This window comes from Spirosoma oryzae (assembly GCF_003002825.1).
GTDB classification, from domain to species: Bacteria; Bacteroidota; Bacteroidia; order Cytophagales; family Spirosomataceae; genus Spirosoma; species Spirosoma oryzae.
In genome coordinates, this window is sequence record NZ_PVTE01000025.1 from 39,206 (window position 1) to 62,030 (window position 22,825).

Sequence of the window (22,825 nt, forward strand, 5' to 3'; positions counted from 1 at the left end):
AATGCCAAACTGGTTCCTTGGAAAAATCCGCTACCAACAGCCCGTTGATGACGCTACGGTAGGCACGCGAAACGAAGAGTTCGCCAAGCAGAAGAACGTCACCGAGGCGTATCTGATCGACGCTGTCAGCTACACCGACGCCGAGACGCGGCTCTACGAAGAGGTGGCTGCCAACACGCCGGAGTTCGAGATCGTCGGTATCACCCGTATGAAGCTCGCCGACGTGTTACAGGTCGAAGATGGCGGGGATGTGTGGTACAAAGTGAAGGCGGTCTTTATCACAGAAAGCGAGAAGACCGGCAAACAGAAGCGCCACGCCACGGCAATCCTCATCAACGCACTCACGCCCAAGCAGGCATACGAACTGGTGGAGGCGTCTCTCAAATCATCGCTCGATCCCTTCGAGATCACCGACGTAAACGTGACCAAGATTCTCGACATCTTCCCTTACATCAAAAAACCAAATGAAGGAACAGGAGAAAATTGACCAGCTTGTCGCTCGCAAAAATGACGAGTACGCCTACGCCACCATGAGCCTGTGGATGGCCATCAAGTCAGGTCGTAACCTATTTGAGTGGTGGAAACTTCGGCGGCAATATGTTCGGACTAAAAAGTGGGTTGAGTTCAACGGTCGATGGGGATTCCGGTTGATGTTTCACTCCTGCGAATACGGCGACGATGGACGACCCTGCTTCAATATCCAGTTATTCTGGGGGTCGATCTGGTTGTACATCCCACTCTTCGTTAGTAAGTATCGGTGGGATAGTTTCGATGCTCCGCAGTACGGGGTGTACTGGTACGGGGAGTCCGGCCACCACTCGCTGGTTTTCGCTTGGAGTAGAAAGACCTATCATCTTTTCATGCCGTGGAATCTAAAGTGGTATCGCACAAGCCGACTGCTTGTCGACGGACAAACATGGGAGCATGAGTTCTACGACGAACGTGCAGACCCAGGCCAGTGGCAGAAGAATTGGGACTTAAAGAAAAATGGCGGGCACTACTGGAGTCAGGTATATCCATACACATATACCCTGAGAAACGGCACCGTGCAAAATCGTATGGCCACATTACATCAGGAGCAATGGGAATGGCGACCATCTTGGTTAATGTGGACAGATCGCTTCAACTTTGTTAGAACATGGATTTCCATTCGTTTCGACGGAGAGGTTGGCGAACGAACTGGTTCATGGAAAGGTGGCACTGTTGGCTGTAGCTTTGATATGGAGCCAAACGAAACTCCAGAAGAGGCTCTTCGTAGGATGGAAGCAACTAGAATTTTCAAATAAACAACATGAGCAAGCTACTATTTCTCTGGCTCTATCTGCCCCCACTGATCCTGATCGGCCTGCGGGTGCTGTCGTACTTCGCGCTGCCCGACCGGAAGATGAAGTATCGCACGATCCAGGAAGACATGCTGGATCATTCGGGCCTACTGCGCCGCATTCCGGCGTGGCTACTGATTCTGCTGCTGACCGTCGTGCCTTTCGTCAACCTGATCGTGGCGCTGATAATGCTGCTTATCCTGGTGATTGATCTGGTCGACAAGTGGCGGACGGCACGGGCCGCGCAGCAGGAATGGAATAAACAAAACAGGGTAGCCGACTCGACTACCCTGTAACCAATCTAATCAATTTCACGTATCAAACCGGACAACGGGCGGCAGGGTCAAATAAGTTCGCAGTTGCTACGTTGAATTGATTGATTGCAACTATAAGGTATTCTGGAAACGCCATCTCCGCTGGGGATGGCGTTCTTTTTTCTAATCAATTTTGTATATCGTATAAATTTCCCATCTGTCACCACCCCTTGGTGACCAACTGCATTTCGGGGCTGACTACTTTCGCCGACAGGCGAAAACAGGAAACGACGATGCGACCCATGCTGGTTGACTTTCGGGATGATGGAAAGGTCGACATCGACCGGGCCGTCTATGCCCTGCCCGAAATACAGGAACTCATCAAGGACTTTGGCAACCGCCACTACGTCGAAGTGCTGGTGCGGCTCTATATGTACCGCACGCCGATCAATCCCTACGCCCCCGCTGCCGAACGGGAAGCCAGAGCCATCGAGGATACCAACCGCTTCAACAAAGACGCCAAGGTTCATTCAGTGGTCTTCAAGTCGGGTCTGTGGCGTAAGGCCGTCGACCGCTTCAACCTGGAAAAGTACGACCCGATCTTCGATTCATTTATTGGGTTAGAACAGAAAATCGACGAGTTCAATCAGGCCATTGCCGCCACGCCAGTTTCTGAAATGGTTGAAGTTGAAAGTCCTAAGCGTGGACAAAAACAAAAACTGGTCGGCAGAGGAAAAAAGTCTATCGTCGAACAGGTGTTCACTGAACTGGCGACAGAAGAAGAGCCAGAAAAGATCACAAAGCGAGTCGATAACACAGAGATTATTCAGCGGATGGTTCGGGCATCAAGTGATGTTGAGAAACGCTACGAAGAACAGCGGGAGAAACTGTTGCGCACCAAATCAAGCAAAGGAGGGTCGGCTCAACGAGCTGCTGACTTCCGCCGAAACCTGAACCCAAATGGCTGAGACGAACCCCTACACAACCCCGCGTGCGCTCGCCGAGGACATTCTGGAAATGGCAGTTGGTGGCGGTATGCGCTCGGACGATCAGAACCTGGGGATGCGGCAGGTGCTCTACTGGATCAGCACGTTTGCCGCCGAACGCTACGCCGTGCTGGTCGAACAAGCTGGTGGTATCGCCAGCGCCATCGACTACCGGCTGTGGTCACCGCTTCGACTTGCAATCAACGAGGCTCCGCAGACCAGTGGCCCGCTCAACAACTATCCCAAGACGCTGGTGGTCGCCGATCTGCCAGCGGGCATTCTTTCCAGCGGCGGCAAGCTCATGCTCAACAATCTGTTCTGGGGAACCTACCAGCTTACCGAACTGCCACTCGACGTAGTGCGGCAGGGGTCGATTGCCTGGGGCCGGTTTGGAAAAGAGCAGTACGGCTGGGCCGTCGAAGGTAAGCGGCTTTACGCCAACCTGCCGCTGACGGCAGAGGGCGTCGGATTTCTGCGCGGACAGGCCGTCGTACTGCCGGAAGCAAGCGGCATGATTGACAATCCTGACATACAAATCCCGTGGCTGTCGGAATGGACAGCCGGACTGCGCCAGCAGTGTCTGACGCTCCTGCAACCAACCCTTTCACAAGCCCCCGACCAGATCAACAATGGAGCCGATCAACAAGCCGACAAACGTTAGACAAGCTATCTGGTGGACTATCAAGTGCCTGCTCGGCCTGGGTAGTATCCGCGACGGCAGTATCTGCTGGTTCTCGCGCACGTTTTTCGACGTACATGACTACCCACTCGACAAGGGTGGGTCGGGCTACCCAGATCATTTTTTCTCGCATCAGTGCCCAAGCTGCAACAAATCATTTTTCATCTAAACCATGAACTACCAGACACTGGATCAGCTTCGTCAACGCTGTGCCGCCGAACTCGTCGGCTTCGAGCCGGTGCGTGACGATCAGCTCCTGAGAACGTGGGTGTGGGATGCGCTGCGCAAGATCGACTCTGACCGCATCGGCGAGATTAAAGACACCTTCGTCGAGGTGATCGGCGGGTCAGGGATACTGCCCAATGATTTTCTGGGGCTGGTGGGTATGACCAGTGAGATGCCGGGCTACGACATCCGCCCCGGCCAGCGGCAGATCAGGGGTTGCCACGACGGCAGTGTGCATCTACACTACTACGCCCTGCCCCTCGACGAGCAGGGGTATCCGCTGATTCTCGACATCGCCGAAGAAGCTGTACTGGCATGGGTGAAATACAAACACATGGCACTCATGCAGCAGAAGATGACCTTCGGGCAGGGTAGTAACTTCCGCGCCGACCGTAGCTACAGGATCGACCGGGGGCTGGACGCCCAGAATAAAGCCGAAGCTGAATCACTGCTGGCCTCGGCCCGTGGCGAGGTAAATATGCTTTCGCTCTCCGAAGCGAATCGGCTGCGTCAGTTCCGCAGCAATGTAATGACTTATCGCAACTACCCCTAATGGCACCGATCCAGCGAGCTACCAATATCTTCACGTCGGGAATGCGGCAGGACTTACACCCCTCGGTTCAGCCAGCAGGGACGTACGTTCATGCCAATGGCTTCACGCTGCGCTTTGCCGAGACGGGCGGAATGGTGCTCACCGCCGAAGCGCCCCCGCAGCTACAGGCTATCCTTCCCTACGGGTCGGTCGTGCGGGGTGGGGCGCTGCTGCCCGACGAGCGGATATTGTTGCTTTTGAACATCGGCGGCTCGACGGCATCACCCGGCCCGCGCCGGGGTATGGTCGCTGTACTGGCGGGCGATCAGGTGTCGATACTCTTCGACGACCAGTATGATCCCAACGGTGACCGGCTGGCCTTTCCCGACGAGGAACTGGTGCGCGTCATCGTCGAGAAAGAATCGGCCTCGATTACGCGGCTGTATCTGAACGATACCGTCAACCCGCCCCGGTGCATCACGCTCGGCGAATACCCCGGCCCGGGTACTACCTACCCCCGCTCGTGGAGCGTTCACAGCTTTACCAACCAGCCGCCCGTTCAGTATGATCTTATCTACTTTCTGGGTACGGTGGCGGGCAGTTGCCAGACTGGCTTCTACCGGTACACGTACCGCTACAGCCGCCCCGGTGTTGTCTCGACGCCGTTTCCGCTGTCAACGCCGCTGACGCTGGCCGAGAAGTCGGGCACCGTCGACGTGCAGCTCGGCGCGTCGGGTATCACCACCGGTATGGGCCTTTCGTTTCGGGTGGACAGCCCCGACCGGCGCTGGCCGATGGTCGAGCTGCTGGTCAGCTACTCGCCCGATGGGACGGCATGGAGCAACCTGGTAGTCGGCGAACGCAAGGCAATTCCAGACAACGGTTCGGTGACGCTGAACCTGACCCGCCCATCGGGTACGGGTCTGTCGGTACCCCTCTCCGAATTGTCGGCCCAGACCTACCAGCAGATCGTCACGCGGGCCGCCGACATGGTTGCCGTCAAGCACAAATTGTTATTCGGAAATATACAGCTTTCGGTGCCCGGCCAGCCACCGGTCACGGGGGTGACGCTGTCGCCCGCCATCGAGAGCATGAGCTGCGACGACGTGCCCGACCTGATTCGTCCACCACTGGCCTACACCATCGCTGACTACACGTCGATTCTGGAGCGGCAGTACCAGCCCCGCAGTGGCTCGGTGGTGCGTACGCGCAGCTTCGCCGTGGATGGTGGCCTGCGCGACTACCGGTCGATCCAGTACGGCAATCGTCGGGTGGGGCTTCGCCGGGGAGAGCGGTATCCCTACGCGGTCGTGCTGTTCGATTTGCTGGGACAACCCAGCTTCGCCTGGCCGATCGGCACCTTCGAGGTGCCACAGTATTACGACGGCAGTAGCGGCACCGATGCCCCCAACACACCGCTGATTCAGATCACTACGCCCACCGGCCCGGCCTATCGGCTGCGGATCATGGGCTGCCGAGTCGATGGGCTGCAACTACCCGAGTCGATCCTGTTCGATTCGACGGGCAGACTGATCGTGTCGGGCTTCGCTATCGTGCGGGGTGATGCGTCGGGTCTGATCCGTCATCAGGGCGTCGTGCTGCCAGCGATCAGCGGGGTTGATAATCCCGACGAGATCAGTATGCTGCCCGACTGGCACAACACCTTTACGGCCCAACCCGAGAACGGACGCTTTCGGCTGCTGGGCAGTTCAGCCCAGGACGGCAAAGCCTATGTCCACCAGCCCGGCTGGGTGACCTACCACAGTCCCGACCTGCTGCTCGACGGCCTAATCGAAACCCAGCCAGTGGGGGCCAACCTGCGGCTTGTCGGTTCAGCCCACGGCCCCGACAACGGGCGGCAGGGCACGGTCATGCTGGCTGGCGGAAAGGATCACTACTACGTCAAGGCGTACACGTTCCGGCCCGACAACTTCCGGCCCGACGCGCCGGGACGCTGGAAGGTGAGCGAAACGTCGCCCGTCGCCTACGGCTACCGGCTGTCGACGCCGACCGACCTGGAGAAGTTCTACGCTGAAAATGCCAATATCAAGTTTCGCAATCAACTGGCCCCTAACATGGGCTACCCTACGGGTGGCGGGTTCAAGCAGGCCAAGGGAATCGGTCAGCTCGGCGCATGGCTGCTGCGGCTGCGGGGTAGCTCGCTGGCCGACAGGGGTGTCAGTGAGAGTCAGCCAGCGGGCGTAGGTATCGTCAACTACGAAGTGGCGACGCCCGACCTGAACCCGCTGGCGGCTAACTACGCCTGGACGGGACACTACCAGCCGATCACCCAGGCCGTACTCGACGACCTGCCGGTGACGCAGGACAGCGTCGGCAGGCGTACCTGGACGGTCAGCAACGTCGATGTATGGGGTGGGGATACCTACCTGTGCCGGGCGGATATGGCCCGCGTGCTGCCGCAGTACGACACGGCCTACGCCAGCGAGAACGACTACGCGCTGGGCTTGTTTCTGCCCATCGAAAGCAAATACAATCTGTACCTGCGCTACGGCAGGCGCTACGAGAAGGTAGCGACGATGCCGCAGCTCACGGCCCGCGACGGCTCACTACCCGAGTTCGCCCGTGGTATCAACGAGTTTCAGCCCGAAGAGTGGTTCATCAACCGGGGCGTGGTCATCAAAGAGTCAGTACATACTTTTCCTGTACTGCCGCCCGATACGCGGATCGAGACAAGCTGGTCGCAGGGTATCGCTTGGTCGAAGCTGAAAACCGATACCGAACTGCTCGATAACTACCGGCGCATCCCGGCCCAGAACCTGTTTCTGCTGGAAGGGGAGTACGGCGCTATCAACGGGCTGATAACGCTGTTCGATAATCTGTACGTGGGTCAGCAGCGGGCCGTCTCGCAGGTGAGTGTCGATCTGCGCGAGGTGATTCCTACCCAGTCTGGTCAGCCACTATCGGTGGCGACGGGCCGTGAGGTTGGCCCCGCCGAGTACCTGAGTCGGCAGACGGGATGGCAACGTCGGCAGCACGCCTGGTCATCGCCCCGCAGTTTTTATTTCGTCGATGCCCGCCAGCATAAGTTCTTTCGTTTCTCGCAGGCGGGCCTGGAGCCGATCAGTGACCGGGATGGCTATCATAACCAACTGTTGAGCGACGATCTGAACGGCTACACCGGCTGCTTCGACAGCCGTGACGACACGGTACACCTGCTGGGTCCACTTGGCCGGGTGGCCTACAACGAAGTACTCAACTGCTTTGTGTCCACCCACGAGAATAACCCCTCGGCCTGGCTCGACATCGGCGGAGTGCCCATGACCCAGCCAGCGGGCGAATACAATGTCGTGGTGCCCGGCAGGCTGAGTCGGAACCTGAGTCTGTCGTTTGTAGTCAACCCGGTGCCGGGCCAACCCAAAACGTTTGGCACCGGCATACTTACCTGCTCGCGGGCACTGTTCGATAGTCTGACAAACATTTCCGTGTCGACTGACCAGCAGCCACCGGCCATCATCGAAAAAAACCGGATGCGCTGGCGCGAAGGCCGGGTGTGGTTGCCGCTGCGGGCTATCGACGGCGGAGAGCCGCTGCGGGGCAGCACGATGAACGTGACCATTAACTTTTCCAATGTCGGCGGGCAGCCGGGCTACTGGCTGCTCAAATGGGAAACCGACTTTCGCATTCCTTTTCGCGCTTAACATACGACTATGCTATTCGATACCACCGCCCCCTCCAGTAGCTTCTGGACGCCACCCAAGCTGGCGACGGGCAAAGATAAATTCCTGCTCTCGCTGATGGGCTACGGGGCGGACGGCAGCCAGAACGGCTGGGGTAAGATCAGCTCGTGGATACCCGGCCTGAACGTGGCCGCTAACAACTCGGCGCAGATCACCGCCCGGCAGGCGGGCCTGGGTGACGTAGCCAACGCCATCGGCTCGGACATGGACAACCGGATGCAGAAGTTACAGGCGGGCGTCAACGTAGTCAAGGGGGCTGTCGGTGTAGCGACCGCCAACCCAGCCCTGATTCAATCGGGCGTGCAGGGGTTGACCCAGTCGATCTCCGGCCTTGCCAACGCGCAGGACGACCCGACCCAGTACACCAGAGGTACAACTGCCTACCAGCGGTTCTTCGATGGCGGCAAACTTTCTGTCAAGCCTGTGGGGCGGATGCCGGAAAAATCAGCAGCCCAGAAGAATGTCGATCAGGTTACCCGTCAGGCACAGGACAAAGCGGATATGTTCATGGTCGCCAATGGCTTTCGTCCGGCCAGTAGTCTGACCGGCATTAACGCCGATGAGTCCTACAGCAGCGACTACCAGCCAGTGAATATGACCGCGCCGCCCGTGCCGGTGAAGAATCCCGTGTCGGCTCCCGCAGATGGGTCACTACCCACACCCGCTGTCGGCACGCTGCCAACCCGGTCGAATGCGCGTAACTTTATTCGTGTCGATGACGAAACGTTTGGCGTTGCCAACGGGCAGCCGGTATCATCGGTGACGGGCGTTGTTGCGCCAGGCAAATCCGCCGTACCCAACGACCTGCGTGGTGCTATAGACACCGGCACTGACTGGACCCGTACTTGGATGGCCCGCCAAGCCGCACTGGGCAACGCCGCACTGCAACGAGATGACATGCAGGCCAGTACACGTATTGGCAAAACAGAGATAACGGCACCTTCCGACATGAACGCGATGGGTACAACCATCGGTGACGCGGCTGGTTATTACAATCCGAACACGGGGAAGTCACACATTTCTTCTGCTAACGACCCCGCCTATGCGTCGACGGCAGCAACCCACGAAGCAACCCATAACGCACAGGACCTACTGACGTATCGTAAGGACGGAAAGGACAGTGGCGCACTGCATAAAACGTACCAAGAAATTAGCGCCCGAATCCAACATCCAACTGGTCTCGCTAAAATGCTCACCTCCAAGCGCGCCCAGAACTACAACAGTTATCTGTCGAAACCAGAAGAGGCGCACGCCCGTATCATGCAATTGCGCCGTGAGCTTAATATGGCCCCCGATGCCAATATCGACAGAGAGACATTGTCAAAATACTTCAAGGGAAAGCCCAGTCAGGCAGCCAATGACCTGCGGGCTATACTCAGCGAGGATGACATCTACCAACTGCTGGACCCGAAGAAAGTGGTGAGCACACAACGGGAACGAAACGACGGGCAGCTCTATGCCGCATCGGGCGGGAAACTGCCGGGGGAGAATCGGTACCCGGCGAGCGACAAAGTATCGGAGGATGCGGTGATTATCGACAAGGCCACCGGCCAGAAACTCGGCGAGATGCGGCATGGGGAGCGCGTCTTCGACCAGGACGCTACCCGCACAATGGAAGCCCTCGTCGACAGGGGTGACCACGCATCGCTGGGCCGTTTCGTGCTGGCCGAAATGCTGACCCATCCCGACTACCAGGATCGGAATGCAGTGGCGGTTGCGTTTGCGGGTGGTGGGAAACTGACCGGCAGGCCCGTTGGTCGTTTGCCGGAGAAAGACAAAGCACAACGATACGCGGAACAGTCGGCATTCAACCGGCGCATTGACGAGCAAATGTTCAATGCGATCAATGGCTACGCGCCACTCAGTTCGTATACCGGTATTCAGGCGGGCAGTCAGCCCGTACCGGTCCCGGTTGATCGACCCGCCCCAATCCTGCCAGACCCAACGGGTAATGATATACCCGAGGTAACCGTCAGCGGCAAACGGACGACGGCTACGCAGCGACCCTACACGATGCTACCCGAAGGGGCGGCTTCCGCTGCCAGTCTGACGGGTATGGCTGACCGCGTTGTTGCGCCCCCCGTACTGGCTACACCTGCTGTCCCTTCTCATCCTTCTCCCGCTACTCCCGCTACTACTGCCACCTCGGAAAAGGTCAAGAAAGCAGGTGGTGGAGTCGATTGGTGGGGTATGGGCAGTGACGCGCTGCGAGCGGTGACAGCGGCAATAGGTGCAGGCCAGCCCCTGCCGACCCGACCCGTCAACCCAAATCTACAGCAGATGAGCCGGGAGCTGGCCGACCGCCAGAACGAAGGACTGTCGGGCCTGGAGCGTACCAACCTGCTGCGCCAGCAGGCCGACCAGCAGGGGCGTGACGTGCAGATGATCCGCGATACCATCGGTGGTGGTGGCAATGCAAACGCAGTACTCGCTGCCGTTGGAGCCGCCAGTGATCGAAGTAATGCGATGACCCAGCAGATCGAGGGGGTGGATCGCAGCCAGCGCCAGCAGAACCGGGAGAACTACTACCGCGACCTGATCGGCTCGCAGGCGGGCAGCGACGCCATCTTCGCCCAGCAGTACGCGCAGGCCGTGCAGCAGAAAGGAGCGTTCGCCCAGGCGATGGCTGCCAACCTGCAAAGCATGGCCGATCGCAGCCAGTACGACAAAGCCTACGGTGAAGGCTCGACCTACCACGACCTGATGACCCAGCTCCTGAAACGTACCGGCTCCCGGCGCGACTACGCCGACGCACCTGTCACCAGCCTAACCCCCAAACTGCCGTGAGAAACCGAGGATGGGGTGACGGAATGATCCGCTTCACAAAAGTAATGGCCATCTATACGGGGCTGTATTGGTGGAATTTTTTCTGGGCGATTGTTTTCATTCACTTACTGGGCATTTTAAAATGATAACTAACCCGTACTTTAACCCCTACAATGCAGCCCAGCAGTACCGACCGGGGATGCAGTCATCGCTGGCGCTGGCGCTGATGCCGACCGATAACTTCGCCCAGAAACGGGCGGACGCGGCGGCTACGTTCCAGTATGCTCAGTACGCCAACCAGCTCGCCGAGCAGGATGCCGCCCAGAAGGACAAGGCACTGGCCGATACGCAGGCCACGCTCGACGCCATCGACAAGCAGGGGCTGTTGCAGACCGACACGCGCCGGTTGAACGCGATGTACACCGAGCGGTGGCGCAAGCAGATTGAAGACGAGATCAAGAACAACTACGGGGGTGACATCGTCCGCTTCCAGCGGGAGCGGCAGCCGTATCTGGTCAAGAGTTTTCTATCTCAGCTCCAGAATGCACCGGAGTTTGCCGATGCGCTGGAGAACAAAGTTGCATATGCGCAAATCAAAGATGCGCAGGCGAAGGGTAAGCTGTTGATTGGTAATACCGATCAGGACTGGCGCGACTATCAGGAGGGTCGCCTGACCCGGCTTCCCTTCCGTGGGGCGTATGATGCGCCCAAGGAAGGATTCGATTACTTCGATAAGAACGTTCACCCCACCGCCCCATACGGTACGCGTGACGGCAAAGCTATCGAGGTAAGCCAGCAGGATTTGCTGAATCACTTGCTCTCGCAGGGTATGACCCCGCAGCAGGCAACCGACTACGTGGGTAAGCTCGGTTACCGGGGTGGTCGCTTCTGGAAGATGGAATCGCAGAAACCGTGGGATGCGCAGAAGACCGCCTTTGATCAGAATATGGACATTGCCAAGTTCAAGCAGACGGGAGCTAGTCAGGCGGAGACGGCCCGCCACAACCGGGCAATGGAAGCCCACGCCCGTCGCACCGAAAAGCAGAACGAGTCGAGTGGTGGCACCGGCATCGGTAACTTGACTACGGCAGACATTCTCTTCAATCCTCGGGCGGGCGGTGCTGTGCAGGACAACCGCTACGGGCGGGCACTGCTGGTCACCAAAGGCGTGTCGGGTGAGGTGGCCGACCAGGCAATGCGTTCAGCAGGCATCGACCCGCGCAACCGGGTGGCGGCACTCGACCGAACCGGCCAGCCCGAACTCAACGGCCGGCAGGTGTATCAGTCGAACGTAAAAGAGGTCTACACCCTCGACGGAAAACAGCGCATTCGATCGGAGAAGCCGATCATCTTTCAGCGCGTCGACGCCAGTGAGATCATTCACGATCCCGTCAGCGGCCAGCCTTTCATCAAGGGTAGCTACAAGGTAGCTGGTGGTGAGGGTCAGGAGCGAGAGGTGCTGATCCCACTCGCCAAATCCGTGGCTGCCTACGCTTCTGCCAATGCCCAGTCACCGGTCAACGACTCCAAGGCCGAAGCTGCCCAGAATGCCAGCTCACTGAACCGGGAAGCTGCCCGTCAGCAGCAACGCACCGGCAACGTGGCTACGGTAAATGATATTCTAAATTCCACCTGGTAGTATATGATGCCTTCCCCTACAACCCAAACTGTTTCGTCTAAACCCTCGCCCGGTGGCGCACTGCCTGCGACCCCGCAGCAGGCGCAGATCAACGCGGTCGGTATTCGTCAGCTTAGTCAGGCACTCCAGAATGCCGGGATGGACGGGGCGACCGCCCTGCGTCGTTACAACGATGCCGTCCGGCAGGGGCCACAGCAGACCGAGATCGCCTTGGGTAAACTCCAGCAGGTAGCCGACACCATCGGCTACGACGCGGACATTCGCTACGGGGTGTACCAGGCACCAAAGCCAGTAAGGCCCGCACCAACTCCAGAGCAGGAAGCGAAGTCGAGTACAGCAATAGAAACCGGCAAGGCATTCTGGAATGGACTTGTCGATGCAGCATCGGGTATTTCACGCTTGCCGCAGGCGGCTGTCGATACGTTTGTGATGGCTGATGCGCTGCGCAGCCCGGTACCAACACTGGCAATGCAGATCGCCGATAATCGTCCAGCGACAAAGGTTGTATCGGGAGGATTACAGGCGGTGGGGGACTTTGCGACCGCCATGCTCGATCACGCCAAAGTTGATCTCGATACGTCGGGCAAATACGATCAGGGGCTTATCGTCTCGGATGGCGAGGGAGGGTATAAGCTGGGTTCGCTCGAAGGGGCAGCCCACAGTATCGGTTCATCGGCGGCATTCATGGCGAGTATGCTGGGGCCTGGCCTTGCGGGAAAGGTCGGCACCAAACTTGGTATCGTTGGTAAAGCCCTGAAAGCGGCGCAGGCCGAAGGTAACGTCGAGCGGGTTGCCGAACTAACCCGGCAGGCGATCGGTACCGACAAGGCTACCCGCTTCCTCGGTGGGGTCGTCTCGCAGCTCCAGCCGCTGTATCAGGATGCGCTCGATGCCACGGGCAACCCGCAGCAGGCGGCCCGTTTCGCTGGACTGGTTGCGCCCGTCGTGGCCGCCGTCGATGCGTTTACCGGCGTAGAGTCGATGCTGGGCAAGAGCGAGCTGGCTGCCGCCCGTAAGGGTATGATCCGCGAGGCGCTGGGCCGGATGGGTACGGAAGTAACTGAGGATGCCATGATCCCTGCCGCCCGCAGCTTCATTGATAAGTTCGTCAAAGACCCACTGGTTACCGGAGCCAGAGAGATGGCAATCGAGGGCATCACCGAGACGGGTCAGGAAGCCTACACCAAACTCGTCGAGAACATTTTCGACGCTACCGACAAGCAGAGTAAGTTCGCCGAGCAGACGGGTGACACCACGCTACGGATGCTCAACTCACTGGCAATGGGCGGGGCGTTCGGTTTCGCGGCGGGCGGGGCGGGGCGGATGGCGCAGAATATCGGCGCTCACCACCCGGCAGCATTTGCTATGCTCCAGGACGCCTACCGGCAGGAGGGCAAAGTCGGCCTGCAATCGGCGCTCGATGATCTGGCCGATGGGGCCGACCGCATCAGTCGGGAGGGGGGCGACGGAGAGGGCATGAAGCAGCAGCTCGGTAAGATGGCGTCGGTCATTCAGAGTTTCAAAAACCCCTATACCGTAGCGCCGAAGACCCAGTTTCAGTACTACGACCTCAACTACAACCAGCTTCCCGATCAGCAGCAGCAGCTCGATGAACTGAGGGTTCGACGCGATGGACTAATAGGTGACCAACCTACCGACATCGACGAGCAAGGAAACCCCTACGCCGTCGATCCGGTCGTTGCCCAGCGCGAGCTAGCATTGCTCATGCCGCAAATCGAAGACCAAGGACGGCGGGTGTCGTATCTGGAAGGGGTGCGCGACCGGCTGGCCCAGACCGGCACCTATCAGGACTGGGGCAAAGGATTCGATCTGATCGGTAAGTTCCAGCCCGGCGACCGGGTGCGGGGTACCGACGCCGATACCCGCGACGATGTCGACGGAACGGTGGCGCAGGTATCACCCGATGGACAGACGGTAACCCTGGACGTAACAAACCCCGATGGTACAACCAGGTCTGTCGACGTTCGCGCTACCGAGGTGCGCGACGGGCAGATCGGCCCGGCCACTACGCCCGTGCAGGATACCGCGATGGGTGACATTGCGGTGGGTGACAGTATCCGTGACGGATTTCAGAACTACCAGCAGGACGACCGGGTCTACCAGCCCGGCGAGCGGGTGGTGCTGGCATCGAATCCCGATGCGTCGTTTCCGGTAACGGACGTAACGCCCAACGAGCAGGGCGACCCGGTGCTGACCATCCAGGGGCCGCAGGGTGAACTGTCCGGCACGATGGCCGAACTGACCGACAAGGCCAACCCGAACCGTCTCGTTGGTAGCTACTCGCCTACGCAGGCGCTGGCCGCCGAGGATGGCCGCAAGCAGGCAGCGGAGCGGCAGAAGAAGATCGACTCGCTCAACAAGAAAGTGCCCGCTGCCGTACGCACCGCGCTCGATGCGATGACGGACTCCGATCTGATCGCCCGCTATAATCAGGCTACCGATGCGAGCGAAAAGCAGTATATCGAACTGCTGGCCGAACAGCGATTCGGTACAGTCAATTTAAAATCAGTAACAGCAACCCAGGCGTCGGCAGCCCCCGACCCACTCGAAGCCGACACGCCTACGGTAGACCCCTACAATACGACCGCCGAAGACATCAGCGATGAGCAGTGGAATCAGCTCGCCGAAACCGACGAGATACCCGACGCCGTGGTTAACGATATGGCTGTGCGGCTGCTCGATGAGGTAAACTTCTCCGAGCGGCAACAGATGGTCTTCGAGCAGATGAACGACACCGAACTGCTGCGTTTGCAGGCGGCACTCGATTCGCTGACGGATAAACTTGCAACCGAACCTACTACCGACAATGGAAACCAAGACATCCCGATTTCAGAAAATCCAGACCGTACCCCAGACCCCATCGGAAGCCCTGGCGAAACTGCGCCAGTCGCTGTCGGGCCTGCCGCCGAAGGAGCGCCTGTGGGAGTCAGCGAAAGCCTACCGGTCGATCCTCAGCCAGTACGTACCGGGCTGGAAGAACAGCAGTCTGCTGATGTATCCGGCCAAAGTAGCCCTCCAGAGCCAGCGCCAGCAGCGGAGCCGGTCTGGCGTGACCCGGTTCGCCCGAATAAGCGGCGTGCCGCCCGTCCTGTAGAAAAGAAAGCCGCTGCCACTACAGCGCCGCTGACCGACACGGTGTACCGCGAGTTCAGACAGTCGCCCGCCGACTATGCCTTCCCCGCTGGTGTACTGGAGGGGATCGCCACGCGCATTCTCGATGGCTCGGTGACCAACCGAGACATGGCCGTCTACCAGAACCGCCGTACCGAGATCGACAACATTAAGGCCACGCTGCCCGCAACCACGGCGCAGGGAAAGGCGATCGACCAGGCCGAGGCAACGCTCGACGAGGATAGCGACGAGCTGGGAGAAACCATCGACCGATACGAACAGGAGCGCCAGCGGCGGGCGGCAGAAGACAGCGCCCCGTCCGATCAGCAGATCGACGAGCAGCTACGGAAGCTGGCCGCTGGCGACAAGAAAGCCCGCAGGCAGGCGGCAGTCCAGGCCATCAGCGAACCCATCGCTGATGGCGAAGAGATTGACATCGATGGCGACCTGTCACCCGAAGAGATCACTAGTGAAGCGGCTACGGCTACGCCCGCCGACGAGGTGAGTGTCGGTACGATCGGCACGACGGTGAAGGTGCTGCTGTCAGGGGGTAAGGCGACGCAGGGAGTAATTGTCGGTAAAGGGAAAGATGGCGATGTCATGGTGCGCCGGATGAACCGGCAGGGTACGATGGAAGAGGACTTTCCCCACCCACCGTCGAGCCTACTCTCGCCATCGGGTAAAGCGATCAGCATCGACCCAAGCCTTCCCGCCTACAACCCACCGACCGCGAGTGGACTCGACGCAAAAAAACTGGCCGCTGGTCAGCGCGTCATCGTGCCGGGCGCTACTACGCCACGGGTAGTAGCCGACATAGTATCGGTAAATCCTGACGGCAGCGCCGACGTGCGTGTCGTACTGTCGGGCGCTACGCGCACGGTTCCGGCCAGTCAGATGAGTGAGCCGACCGCGACTGAACTGACGCAGCTCAAAAATAAACTCGCCGAGCGGGCCGACACCGAACGACGACAGGGTATTCGTCGGCAGGTCGCGGACCAGGCCGCCACGCCAGTTGGCGAGCAGGCACTGTCTGAACTGAGTAAACAACTGCGCAAAGCGTTCCCCCGCCTACGGGTGGTGTTGCTGTCGGGCGCTGCCATGCAGGAGCAGTTCGGCACCAACGACCGGGGCCGGATTCAGACCGGTACGGTATACCTGAACACGGACGGAGCCACTGCCGATACGCCGATCCACGAGTTTGCCCACGCCTACATGGGGGTCATCAAGCGGGATATGCCATCGGTCTATGAACGCGGCCTGTCACTCGTTGAGGGAACCGAGTACGAAGCCCGCGTCAGACAGCAGTACCCCGAACTGACGAGCCGGGAAACGGTGCTCGACGAGGCGCTGGTCACGGCCATCGGCGAAAAGGGGGCAGGGATGCAGCAACCCTCGAAGCTGAGAAATTTTCTAACATGGGCCAAAGCGATGCTAACCAAGATCGGCAGTCGCCTGGGTATCCCTGTCTCGCTGGAAACCACACTGGACAGTTTCGCTACCGCCCGCGCCAGTGAACTGCTGTCTGGCTATAAACTCTCCGACTCGGCAGGGGAGGGGATCGACGCCAGCCACAAGGCGGGCGTTCCGCTGCCATCTGTCGTCGACGAGAACTGGCTGGTTGCCAACGGGTCAAATCTCGACAGCGCAGGCGGCAAGGAACTGGTCGAGAGTCGTCAGGTAATCTACGACCCGGTGACGGATACGTACAGCAAAGTGGAAGTCGACCTGACTACCGAAACGAACGACATCCGTAGTAGTCTTGGTGCCATAAAAAAGGAGGGTGGCTGGACGAACTGGCTGGTCGACCACGCCAACTTTCTCGACCCGCAGAATATGGGCCGGGTGCTGTTCGGCGAGAGCGAGCGGGGTAAGCAGTGGAAGGCGCTGATCGAAGGGCAACTGGCGATGGTGGCTCCCATGAAAGTGGCGGGACACGAAGCGTTCAAAACGTTCTACGCGCTGCTCGACGGGAAGACGACCTACCGGGGGGCGGCCAGTGCCGAGAGTGTCGAACGCTGGGATGTGACCGGTAGTGTGGCGGGGCAGGCAGCGAACCTGAAAATTCCTGTCGACATCGCCGTCGACATCGCCATGCAGTACCGCACGATCATCACCACCAAGGGGCACTTCGATCCCAAGCACCGGGAGAAGACGCGGGCCGGTATCGCGCCGACGATGCAGGTGCAGCTCCCCAACCCCGAAGACCCCAAGAACCCGATCATCGTCGATCTGGACAAGCAGCAGCTACGGGCGCTCGAAGACCGGGTCTTCAACCAGGACGCGTCCACGATGGCGCTCGTGCAGAAATGGAACGATCATACCAAAGCGATGTATGGCCCGCTGGCCCGCATCCGCCTGCTGATGACCGGCCAGACGCTCGATAACATCGCTGACTATTACCCGATTACCACGGCGTCGACCGAGCAGTCGATCATGGGTCGCAGCATCGAACGGTTCATCGACGATGCGGGCTACCTGAAAGACCGAAACTCCGGCGCTCCAGCCCGCATCCGTGCCGATGGGTTTCTGGCATCAGTGAATCGCTACCAGAATGCCGCCGAGGATTACGTGCAGCTCTCGCCGCTGTGGCAGAACCTGAAGGGACTCGCCCAGCGTCAGCAGCCACTCTTGAACCAGCTCGGCTACGACCGATTGCAGGGAGCCATCAACAAACTGGCTGACTCCTACGCAGCCCCCAACGCCGGGTCTATGAAGGTCGACTCGTGGTTCAGCTACGATCTGCGCAAGCTGCTCAAACTGGCAACACTCTCCCGATTTGCCTTCAACGTGGCGATTCCCTTAAAACAAACGACAGGATTTCTGTCGGCCTACGGATCGGGAGCCATCAAGCAGGAGTATCTGAACCGGGAGTGGTTCAACTACATGAAGCTGATCGGTCAGTCCTACGCGCTGGTCGGCAGGGGCGGGGCCGAGGGTAACTACGGATGGCTGGGCGGCGGCGACACTGCCTTCGACACCGGACAGGCGGAACTGCGCAGTATCGGCACGCCGGACGCTGCCGTACTGCTGTGGCGCTCACAGGGGCAGACCCATCCCGACATTCACTTCGACGAGTGGAGTCGGCTGAAAGACAACGCCGGAGCCAGATCACAACTGACTGCCAAGCTGCGCTCGTTCCTGGAAGAGTACGGATTGTCGATCTCCCAGCGAGCCGACTCCGCCGTGGTGTACGCGCTGTTCAACGCAGCCAAAGCGCAGGTCGCTGCCGAGTCACCGGAGATGCCACCTCAGCAGCAGCTCGCCGAAGCCGCCACCCGCGCCAAGGAAGCCCTGTATTATTCCAACCAGACCTTCGATAAGACCGACAAGGCAGCGGTGCAGTTCACGCAAACACCGGTCGAGCAGTACCTGCTGCTCTATAAGGGGCAGGGAGTAAAAATATTCAATACGCTCGCCCGTCGTCAGATCGAAGTCACCCAGGCGAAGAGTCCCGCCGAAAAAGCCAAAGCAAAGAATCGGCTGTACGCGGCCCTGACGATCAATGCCCTGATGGCTCCACTGATTACTACGGCGGTCGACATGAGCGTGGCGGCCCTTCGGAATCTGACGGCTCCTGGCGACGATAAAGACGAGGGGCTGTCGGAGGAAGAAAAGCAGCAGCAGGCGTTCGTCGACGGCGGGTTCGCCTACCTCTCGTCGGTACTCTCACAGGTACTACCCGCCGAGCTGGGTGAGATGGCGTCGGGTGTCGCTTACATGGCATCCAATCCCGTGTCGCGCCGGGAGTATCTGGACTCCAACCCACTGGGTAGCTACGCCGATCTGTACACGTCGCTGGCATCACTGGGGGTTGGGGCTACGATTCGCCGGTTCTCGACCGAAGAACGCTGGCAGAAAGAAATGACCAAGTCGTTTCAGCAGGCACTGCGGGCGGGGGCGGTCTTCACCGGTATGCCGATGGAAGCGGTGCGGCAGATCAACAACGGCATCGGCCAGCTATGGTTACCAGAAGAGAGGCCCCGTCGTCAGGGACGGCAGCGCGACAACGACTACGCCATCGAGTATCTGACCGGACAGGCAGGTAACTAGACAAGGAAGGGTGCTTTTTAAAAAAAGCACCCTTCCTGTTTGGGGGCTACTATCACCCCACACTCGCCATGCCAACCTCTATCGACCCGTTAACGACACTCGGTCGCTACCTTTTATTCATTGCCACGATTTTCTTATTCATGTTCGCAATAGACATAATTGTCCTTGTGCTCATGTGGTACATTTACAACCTCGGATTTCTGGCGGCCATAATATCTCTGTTAGTTGGGAGTGGCATCGTGTTAGTTGGACTGGGTGCGGCATTTCTATTGGGCATTGATTGGATACTTAGCCTGTGTCCATCTATCAGAGTAACGAAAATTTTGGTTCCAATTTTTTCAGTCATAAACCTGCTATTGATACTATTCCTCTTAATCAACACAAGCGTCAGGTTAAAGTCCTTTAGTTTTTATCCAATCCTTTGCGCCATCGCCTATTCGTTACTAACCTATGGGTACATGAAGGCTGCGCGAGAAAAAAATCAGTAAAAAAGTCGGTGTCATTGGTTTGAGTGGCAACGTCAGACCAGTTTAAAAAGAATGCCACAAATGATTCATAAGGGCAAAATCCGCTACCGTCCTCTCGGCAAATAGACCAATTACGTAGGGACAGAATGTATCGTTCGCCGTATCGATAACCAAGCGAATCTTGTCCAATAAATGTCGCCTGTATTTTCACTTTGAAAGGCGCTCGTTTATTTCGTTGATTACGTATTGCCAGATCGCATCATTGCTGCGCTTTTTATGGCTCTTCGCCACTAACATTGCGATTCGCAGACGCTGCTTCCTATCATTGGTAATTTCGAGACAAATTACATCACTGTAGATTTCGTCTACGATTTCCTTTGCTCTTGCTACAGTCATGGCGCTATTTAATTTTAGTGGAAGATAGTTTCTGTTCGTTGTAAATATAGCTAATCAATTTTATTATTCGCACCGGGGGGGTGGTGACGTTCACGGAGCCAGTCCCTTCTACTTTCGGTAGCTGTAGCTGCCGCCCCTGCTGGGCGGTCAGCCAGCCCCGATGCTCCAGCCAACGCTCTGTTTACAGCCGACATCTGACGCCACCCCCGCCCTGCGGATAACCGACACGACGCCGAACTACGACGCGCTCCGGTTTCGCTCCGGCTTTGGCGGGGCAAACCCGGCCCGTGATGCGGTGCGAGTAGCGATCAGCATCCTTTCCGCTCTTGACAATCAGCCCCGACTCGCCGAGACGACACTGCCGGGCGACATCTTCACGGGCGACAAAAGCTACGATCTGGCCTACCAGTTCGCCGATGGTTCGTATCAGCTCGTCGTCAGCGCCTATGGTACGTCAGGCATTCCGGTGATGCTCTATGACTACGTGATTTCCGCGATTGCCTATCCCGAAGGGGGGCGGCTGGAGGTCATGCGCGATCAGGTGTGGGTCGACGTAACGAATGTGTCGCTCATTCAGAACGGAGCGATCCGCTGGTCAGCCCCTTCATCGGCGAGTAGCTGGACGCTCTGGCGACTGCTGAACGCCGATGGGTCGACTGCTACCAGCGGGGTGATCGTACCGGTTAACCCAGTACCCTCGCCTGTACTGACTACCTCGTCGGGTGACGAACGACTCATTAGTCGGATGGTCTACCCGCTGCTTCTCGACGGACGCCTGCGCTATAAAATCGCCACGGCAGCTACGGGACTCTCCCGCGAATACACCCAGCCCGACTCGACGCACAATCAGGCGCGGCAGGCATCGTGGGCCAGACTCTACTACGCCTGGCAGGCGCTCGTGCTACGTGCGGACTGCGAAAGCCCCCAGGTAATCGAAGCCACGCTGGCCCGCCTGCATCGTCAGGCCGACCGGCTCTTATCGACTGTGCCATGTCCACTGAACTGATCGACGTACTACTGGCTGACTCGCCGCGCGATTATCAGCGTGACATACTGGTGATGCTCAAACTGGCCTGGCCGCTACTCAATGACTCCATGCGCCTACAGGTGCAACTCAACCTAACCGGACAGCGCCGATGAAATGCAACTGCAACTCGATCTACTGCGGCACGGACTGTCCATTCGGTGACGGCTGCCGGTCGCTACCTGCGCCGATGCGCCCCGTGGGTTTCAACCTTACGCCCGCTGCGCCAATCAGTCACGTATTCTCGGCGGTCGGTAAGCCCGACGATCCGGGCACAATTGATCTGCTGCTGCGCATCATCCGTACCCTGGGTGGTGGTACGCCCGTCACCCAGCCAACGCCCGTCGATCCCAGCATCCCGCCCGGTACGGGCAGCGGCTCGGGGTCTGGCACGGGAACAGGGTCAGGATCGGGCAGCGGTAGTGGGTCCGGCACCGGAACGGGTTCTGGTACGGGCGGACAGGGCGATCAGGGCACTACACCGGTAGTTCGCTACACGCCATCGACGGTAGCCCGTCAACCCGGCAGCTCCATCATCCTGCTGAATACCAACTACGGTAGTGCCAGTGACAACCTGACCTATTCGCTGCGCTTGCAGGCGGGCACGGACGGACTGGCTGGGGCCGTCGTCGCTTCCTTTGTCGAGACAGGTGGACCAAAATCCTTCGCCGTCGTACTGCCCGATACGTCGCTCACCTACGCGCTGAGTGTACAGCGCACCGGCCTGTCGATCACCCGCGTCAACGAACTGGGCCTGACTGTAACCGGCACGGGTACGGGTAGTGGATCAGGGTCTGGTACAGGGTCAGGATCGGGCAGCGGGTCCGGCACAGGTACGGGAACGGGCACGGGTACCGGATCGGGCAGCGCAGCGGGTCCAGCTAATCTGGTAACGCGCTTCTACGCAGCCACGAACCCCGATAACTCCTTCTCGTTTTACGCCGAAGGGTCGGGTGTCATCTACGTACAGGTCTACGGCATCAACGGCTCGCCGACACCCAACCCGTCCAAGCGGGCGATGGTAAAAGACAGCCGTGGTTACGATCGTCCCGGTCTGTTCTACGGCTACATGCCCTACGGTGGCTACTTCCCGGCAGGGGAGATGCCCAGTGGCGTCTACCAGGTGCAGGTCATCGACGAGACGGGCGGCATCGACCTATACACGATCACCATCACCTCGCAGGGTGTATTCACCCAGTTGAAGGGAACGCCAACCCCACCTCCACCACCGACCGGGTCGGGCAGCGGTTCGGGATCGGGTAGTGGATCGGGCAGCGGTAGTGGATCGGGAACAGGTAGCGGTAGTGGTGACGGTTCGCAACCAACGATTGTCTTCCAAGGGATCGTCACCGTCGACGAGTCGCAGCGCCCCGACCTGATGAACCTGCAAGCGACACCTTTCCAGAAGGCGGACGGTAGCTGGTGGTTCAGAGTGAAGGACATTGCCACCGGCAACTTCCAGAAATCTTACCGGAACATGGGTAGACACTATGTCAACCAGGCCCAGCTCGAAGCGGGTGAGTGGCCCTTCGGATTTCCGTTCGCCCCCACCTGCACGGAGATGTCGGCTCCATATACTGACGACAAGCTGGTGGGCATGGACAGTAAGGCCCACTGCGTACAAAAGATTTTCACGCGCTAATCAATAGTCTATA

The 22,825-nt window shown here is 58.9% G+C and carries 14 protein-coding genes; all 14 read left to right on the forward strand.

Annotation, left to right across the window (positions count from 1 at the left end):
• The first annotated feature begins 1 nt into the window (after position 1).
• The 14 genes from CLV58_RS22385 to CLV58_RS28675 all read left to right on the forward strand — a co-directional run bounded on the left by CLV58_RS22385 (position 2) and on the right by CLV58_RS28675 (position 22,812).
• On the forward strand, positions 2-487 hold the full coding sequence (locus CLV58_RS22385; protein WP_106140071.1) for a DUF4494 domain-containing protein: 486 nt from the start codon (positions 2-4) through the stop codon (positions 485-487).
• Positions 465-1,286 carry a hypothetical protein gene (locus CLV58_RS22390; RefSeq protein WP_106140072.1) on the forward strand — a complete coding sequence of 274 codons (822 nt, stop codon included), beginning with the start codon at positions 465-467 and terminating at the stop codon, positions 1,284-1,286. Before CLV58_RS22385 ends, CLV58_RS22390 begins: the two co-directional genes overlap by 23 nt.
• A gap of 5 nt (positions 1,287-1,291) precedes the next feature.
• A complete protein-coding gene (locus CLV58_RS22395) occupies positions 1,292-1,618 on the forward strand; it encodes a hypothetical protein (protein WP_106140073.1) in 327 nt (108 codons plus the stop codon).
• Positions 1,619-1,809: 191 nt separating this feature from the next.
• On the forward strand, positions 1,810-2,544 hold the full coding sequence (locus CLV58_RS22400) for a hypothetical protein (protein ID WP_146141509.1): 735 nt from the start codon (positions 1,810-1,812) through the stop codon (positions 2,542-2,544).
• Positions 2,537-3,223, forward strand: coding sequence for a hypothetical protein (locus tag CLV58_RS22405; RefSeq protein ID WP_106140075.1), 687 nt, complete (start codon positions 2,537-2,539; stop codon positions 3,221-3,223). Before CLV58_RS22400 ends, CLV58_RS22405 begins: the two co-directional genes overlap by 8 nt.
• On the forward strand, positions 3,192-3,410 hold the full coding sequence (locus tag CLV58_RS22410) for a hypothetical protein (protein WP_106140076.1): 219 nt from the start codon (positions 3,192-3,194) through the stop codon (positions 3,408-3,410). The genes CLV58_RS22405 and CLV58_RS22410 overlap by 32 nt, the downstream gene beginning before the upstream one ends.
• A 3-nt stretch (positions 3,411-3,413) precedes the next feature.
• The gene (locus CLV58_RS22415; RefSeq protein ID WP_106140077.1) at positions 3,414-4,019 is read left to right on the forward strand and encodes a hypothetical protein; all 606 of its coding nucleotides are present in this window, start codon (positions 3,414-3,416) and stop codon (positions 4,017-4,019) included.
• Positions 4,019-7,657, forward strand: coding sequence for a hypothetical protein (locus CLV58_RS22420; protein WP_106140078.1), 3,639 nt, complete (start codon positions 4,019-4,021; stop codon positions 7,655-7,657). The genes CLV58_RS22415 and CLV58_RS22420 overlap by 1 nt, the downstream gene beginning before the upstream one ends.
• 9 nt (positions 7,658-7,666) lie before the next feature.
• Positions 7,667-10,483 (forward strand): hypothetical protein, encoded by a 2,817-nt coding sequence (locus CLV58_RS22425; RefSeq protein ID WP_106140079.1) that lies wholly within the window; start codon positions 7,667-7,669, stop codon positions 10,481-10,483.
• A gap of 121 nt (positions 10,484-10,604) precedes the next feature.
• A complete protein-coding gene (locus CLV58_RS22430) occupies positions 10,605-12,101 on the forward strand; it encodes a hypothetical protein (RefSeq protein ID WP_106140080.1) in 1,497 nt (498 codons plus the stop codon).
• Between the two features lie 3 nt (positions 12,102-12,104).
• Positions 12,105-19,283, forward strand: coding sequence for a hypothetical protein (locus tag CLV58_RS22435; RefSeq protein WP_106140081.1), 7,179 nt, complete (start codon positions 12,105-12,107; stop codon positions 19,281-19,283).
• A gap of 1,023 nt (positions 19,284-20,306) precedes the next feature.
• The gene (locus CLV58_RS22450; RefSeq protein ID WP_106140084.1) at positions 20,307-21,152 is read left to right on the forward strand and encodes a hypothetical protein; all 846 of its coding nucleotides are present in this window, start codon (positions 20,307-20,309) and stop codon (positions 21,150-21,152) included.
• Positions 21,137-21,286, forward strand: coding sequence for a hypothetical protein (locus tag CLV58_RS28485; RefSeq protein ID WP_170108764.1), 150 nt, complete (start codon positions 21,137-21,139; stop codon positions 21,284-21,286). The genes CLV58_RS22450 and CLV58_RS28485 overlap by 16 nt, the downstream gene beginning before the upstream one ends.
• Positions 21,283-22,812 carry a hypothetical protein gene (locus CLV58_RS28675; RefSeq protein WP_211300892.1) on the forward strand — a complete coding sequence of 510 codons (1,530 nt, stop codon included), beginning with the start codon at positions 21,283-21,285 and terminating at the stop codon, positions 22,810-22,812. The genes CLV58_RS28485 and CLV58_RS28675 overlap by 4 nt, the downstream gene beginning before the upstream one ends.
• Positions 22,813-22,825 lie beyond the last annotated feature (13 nt).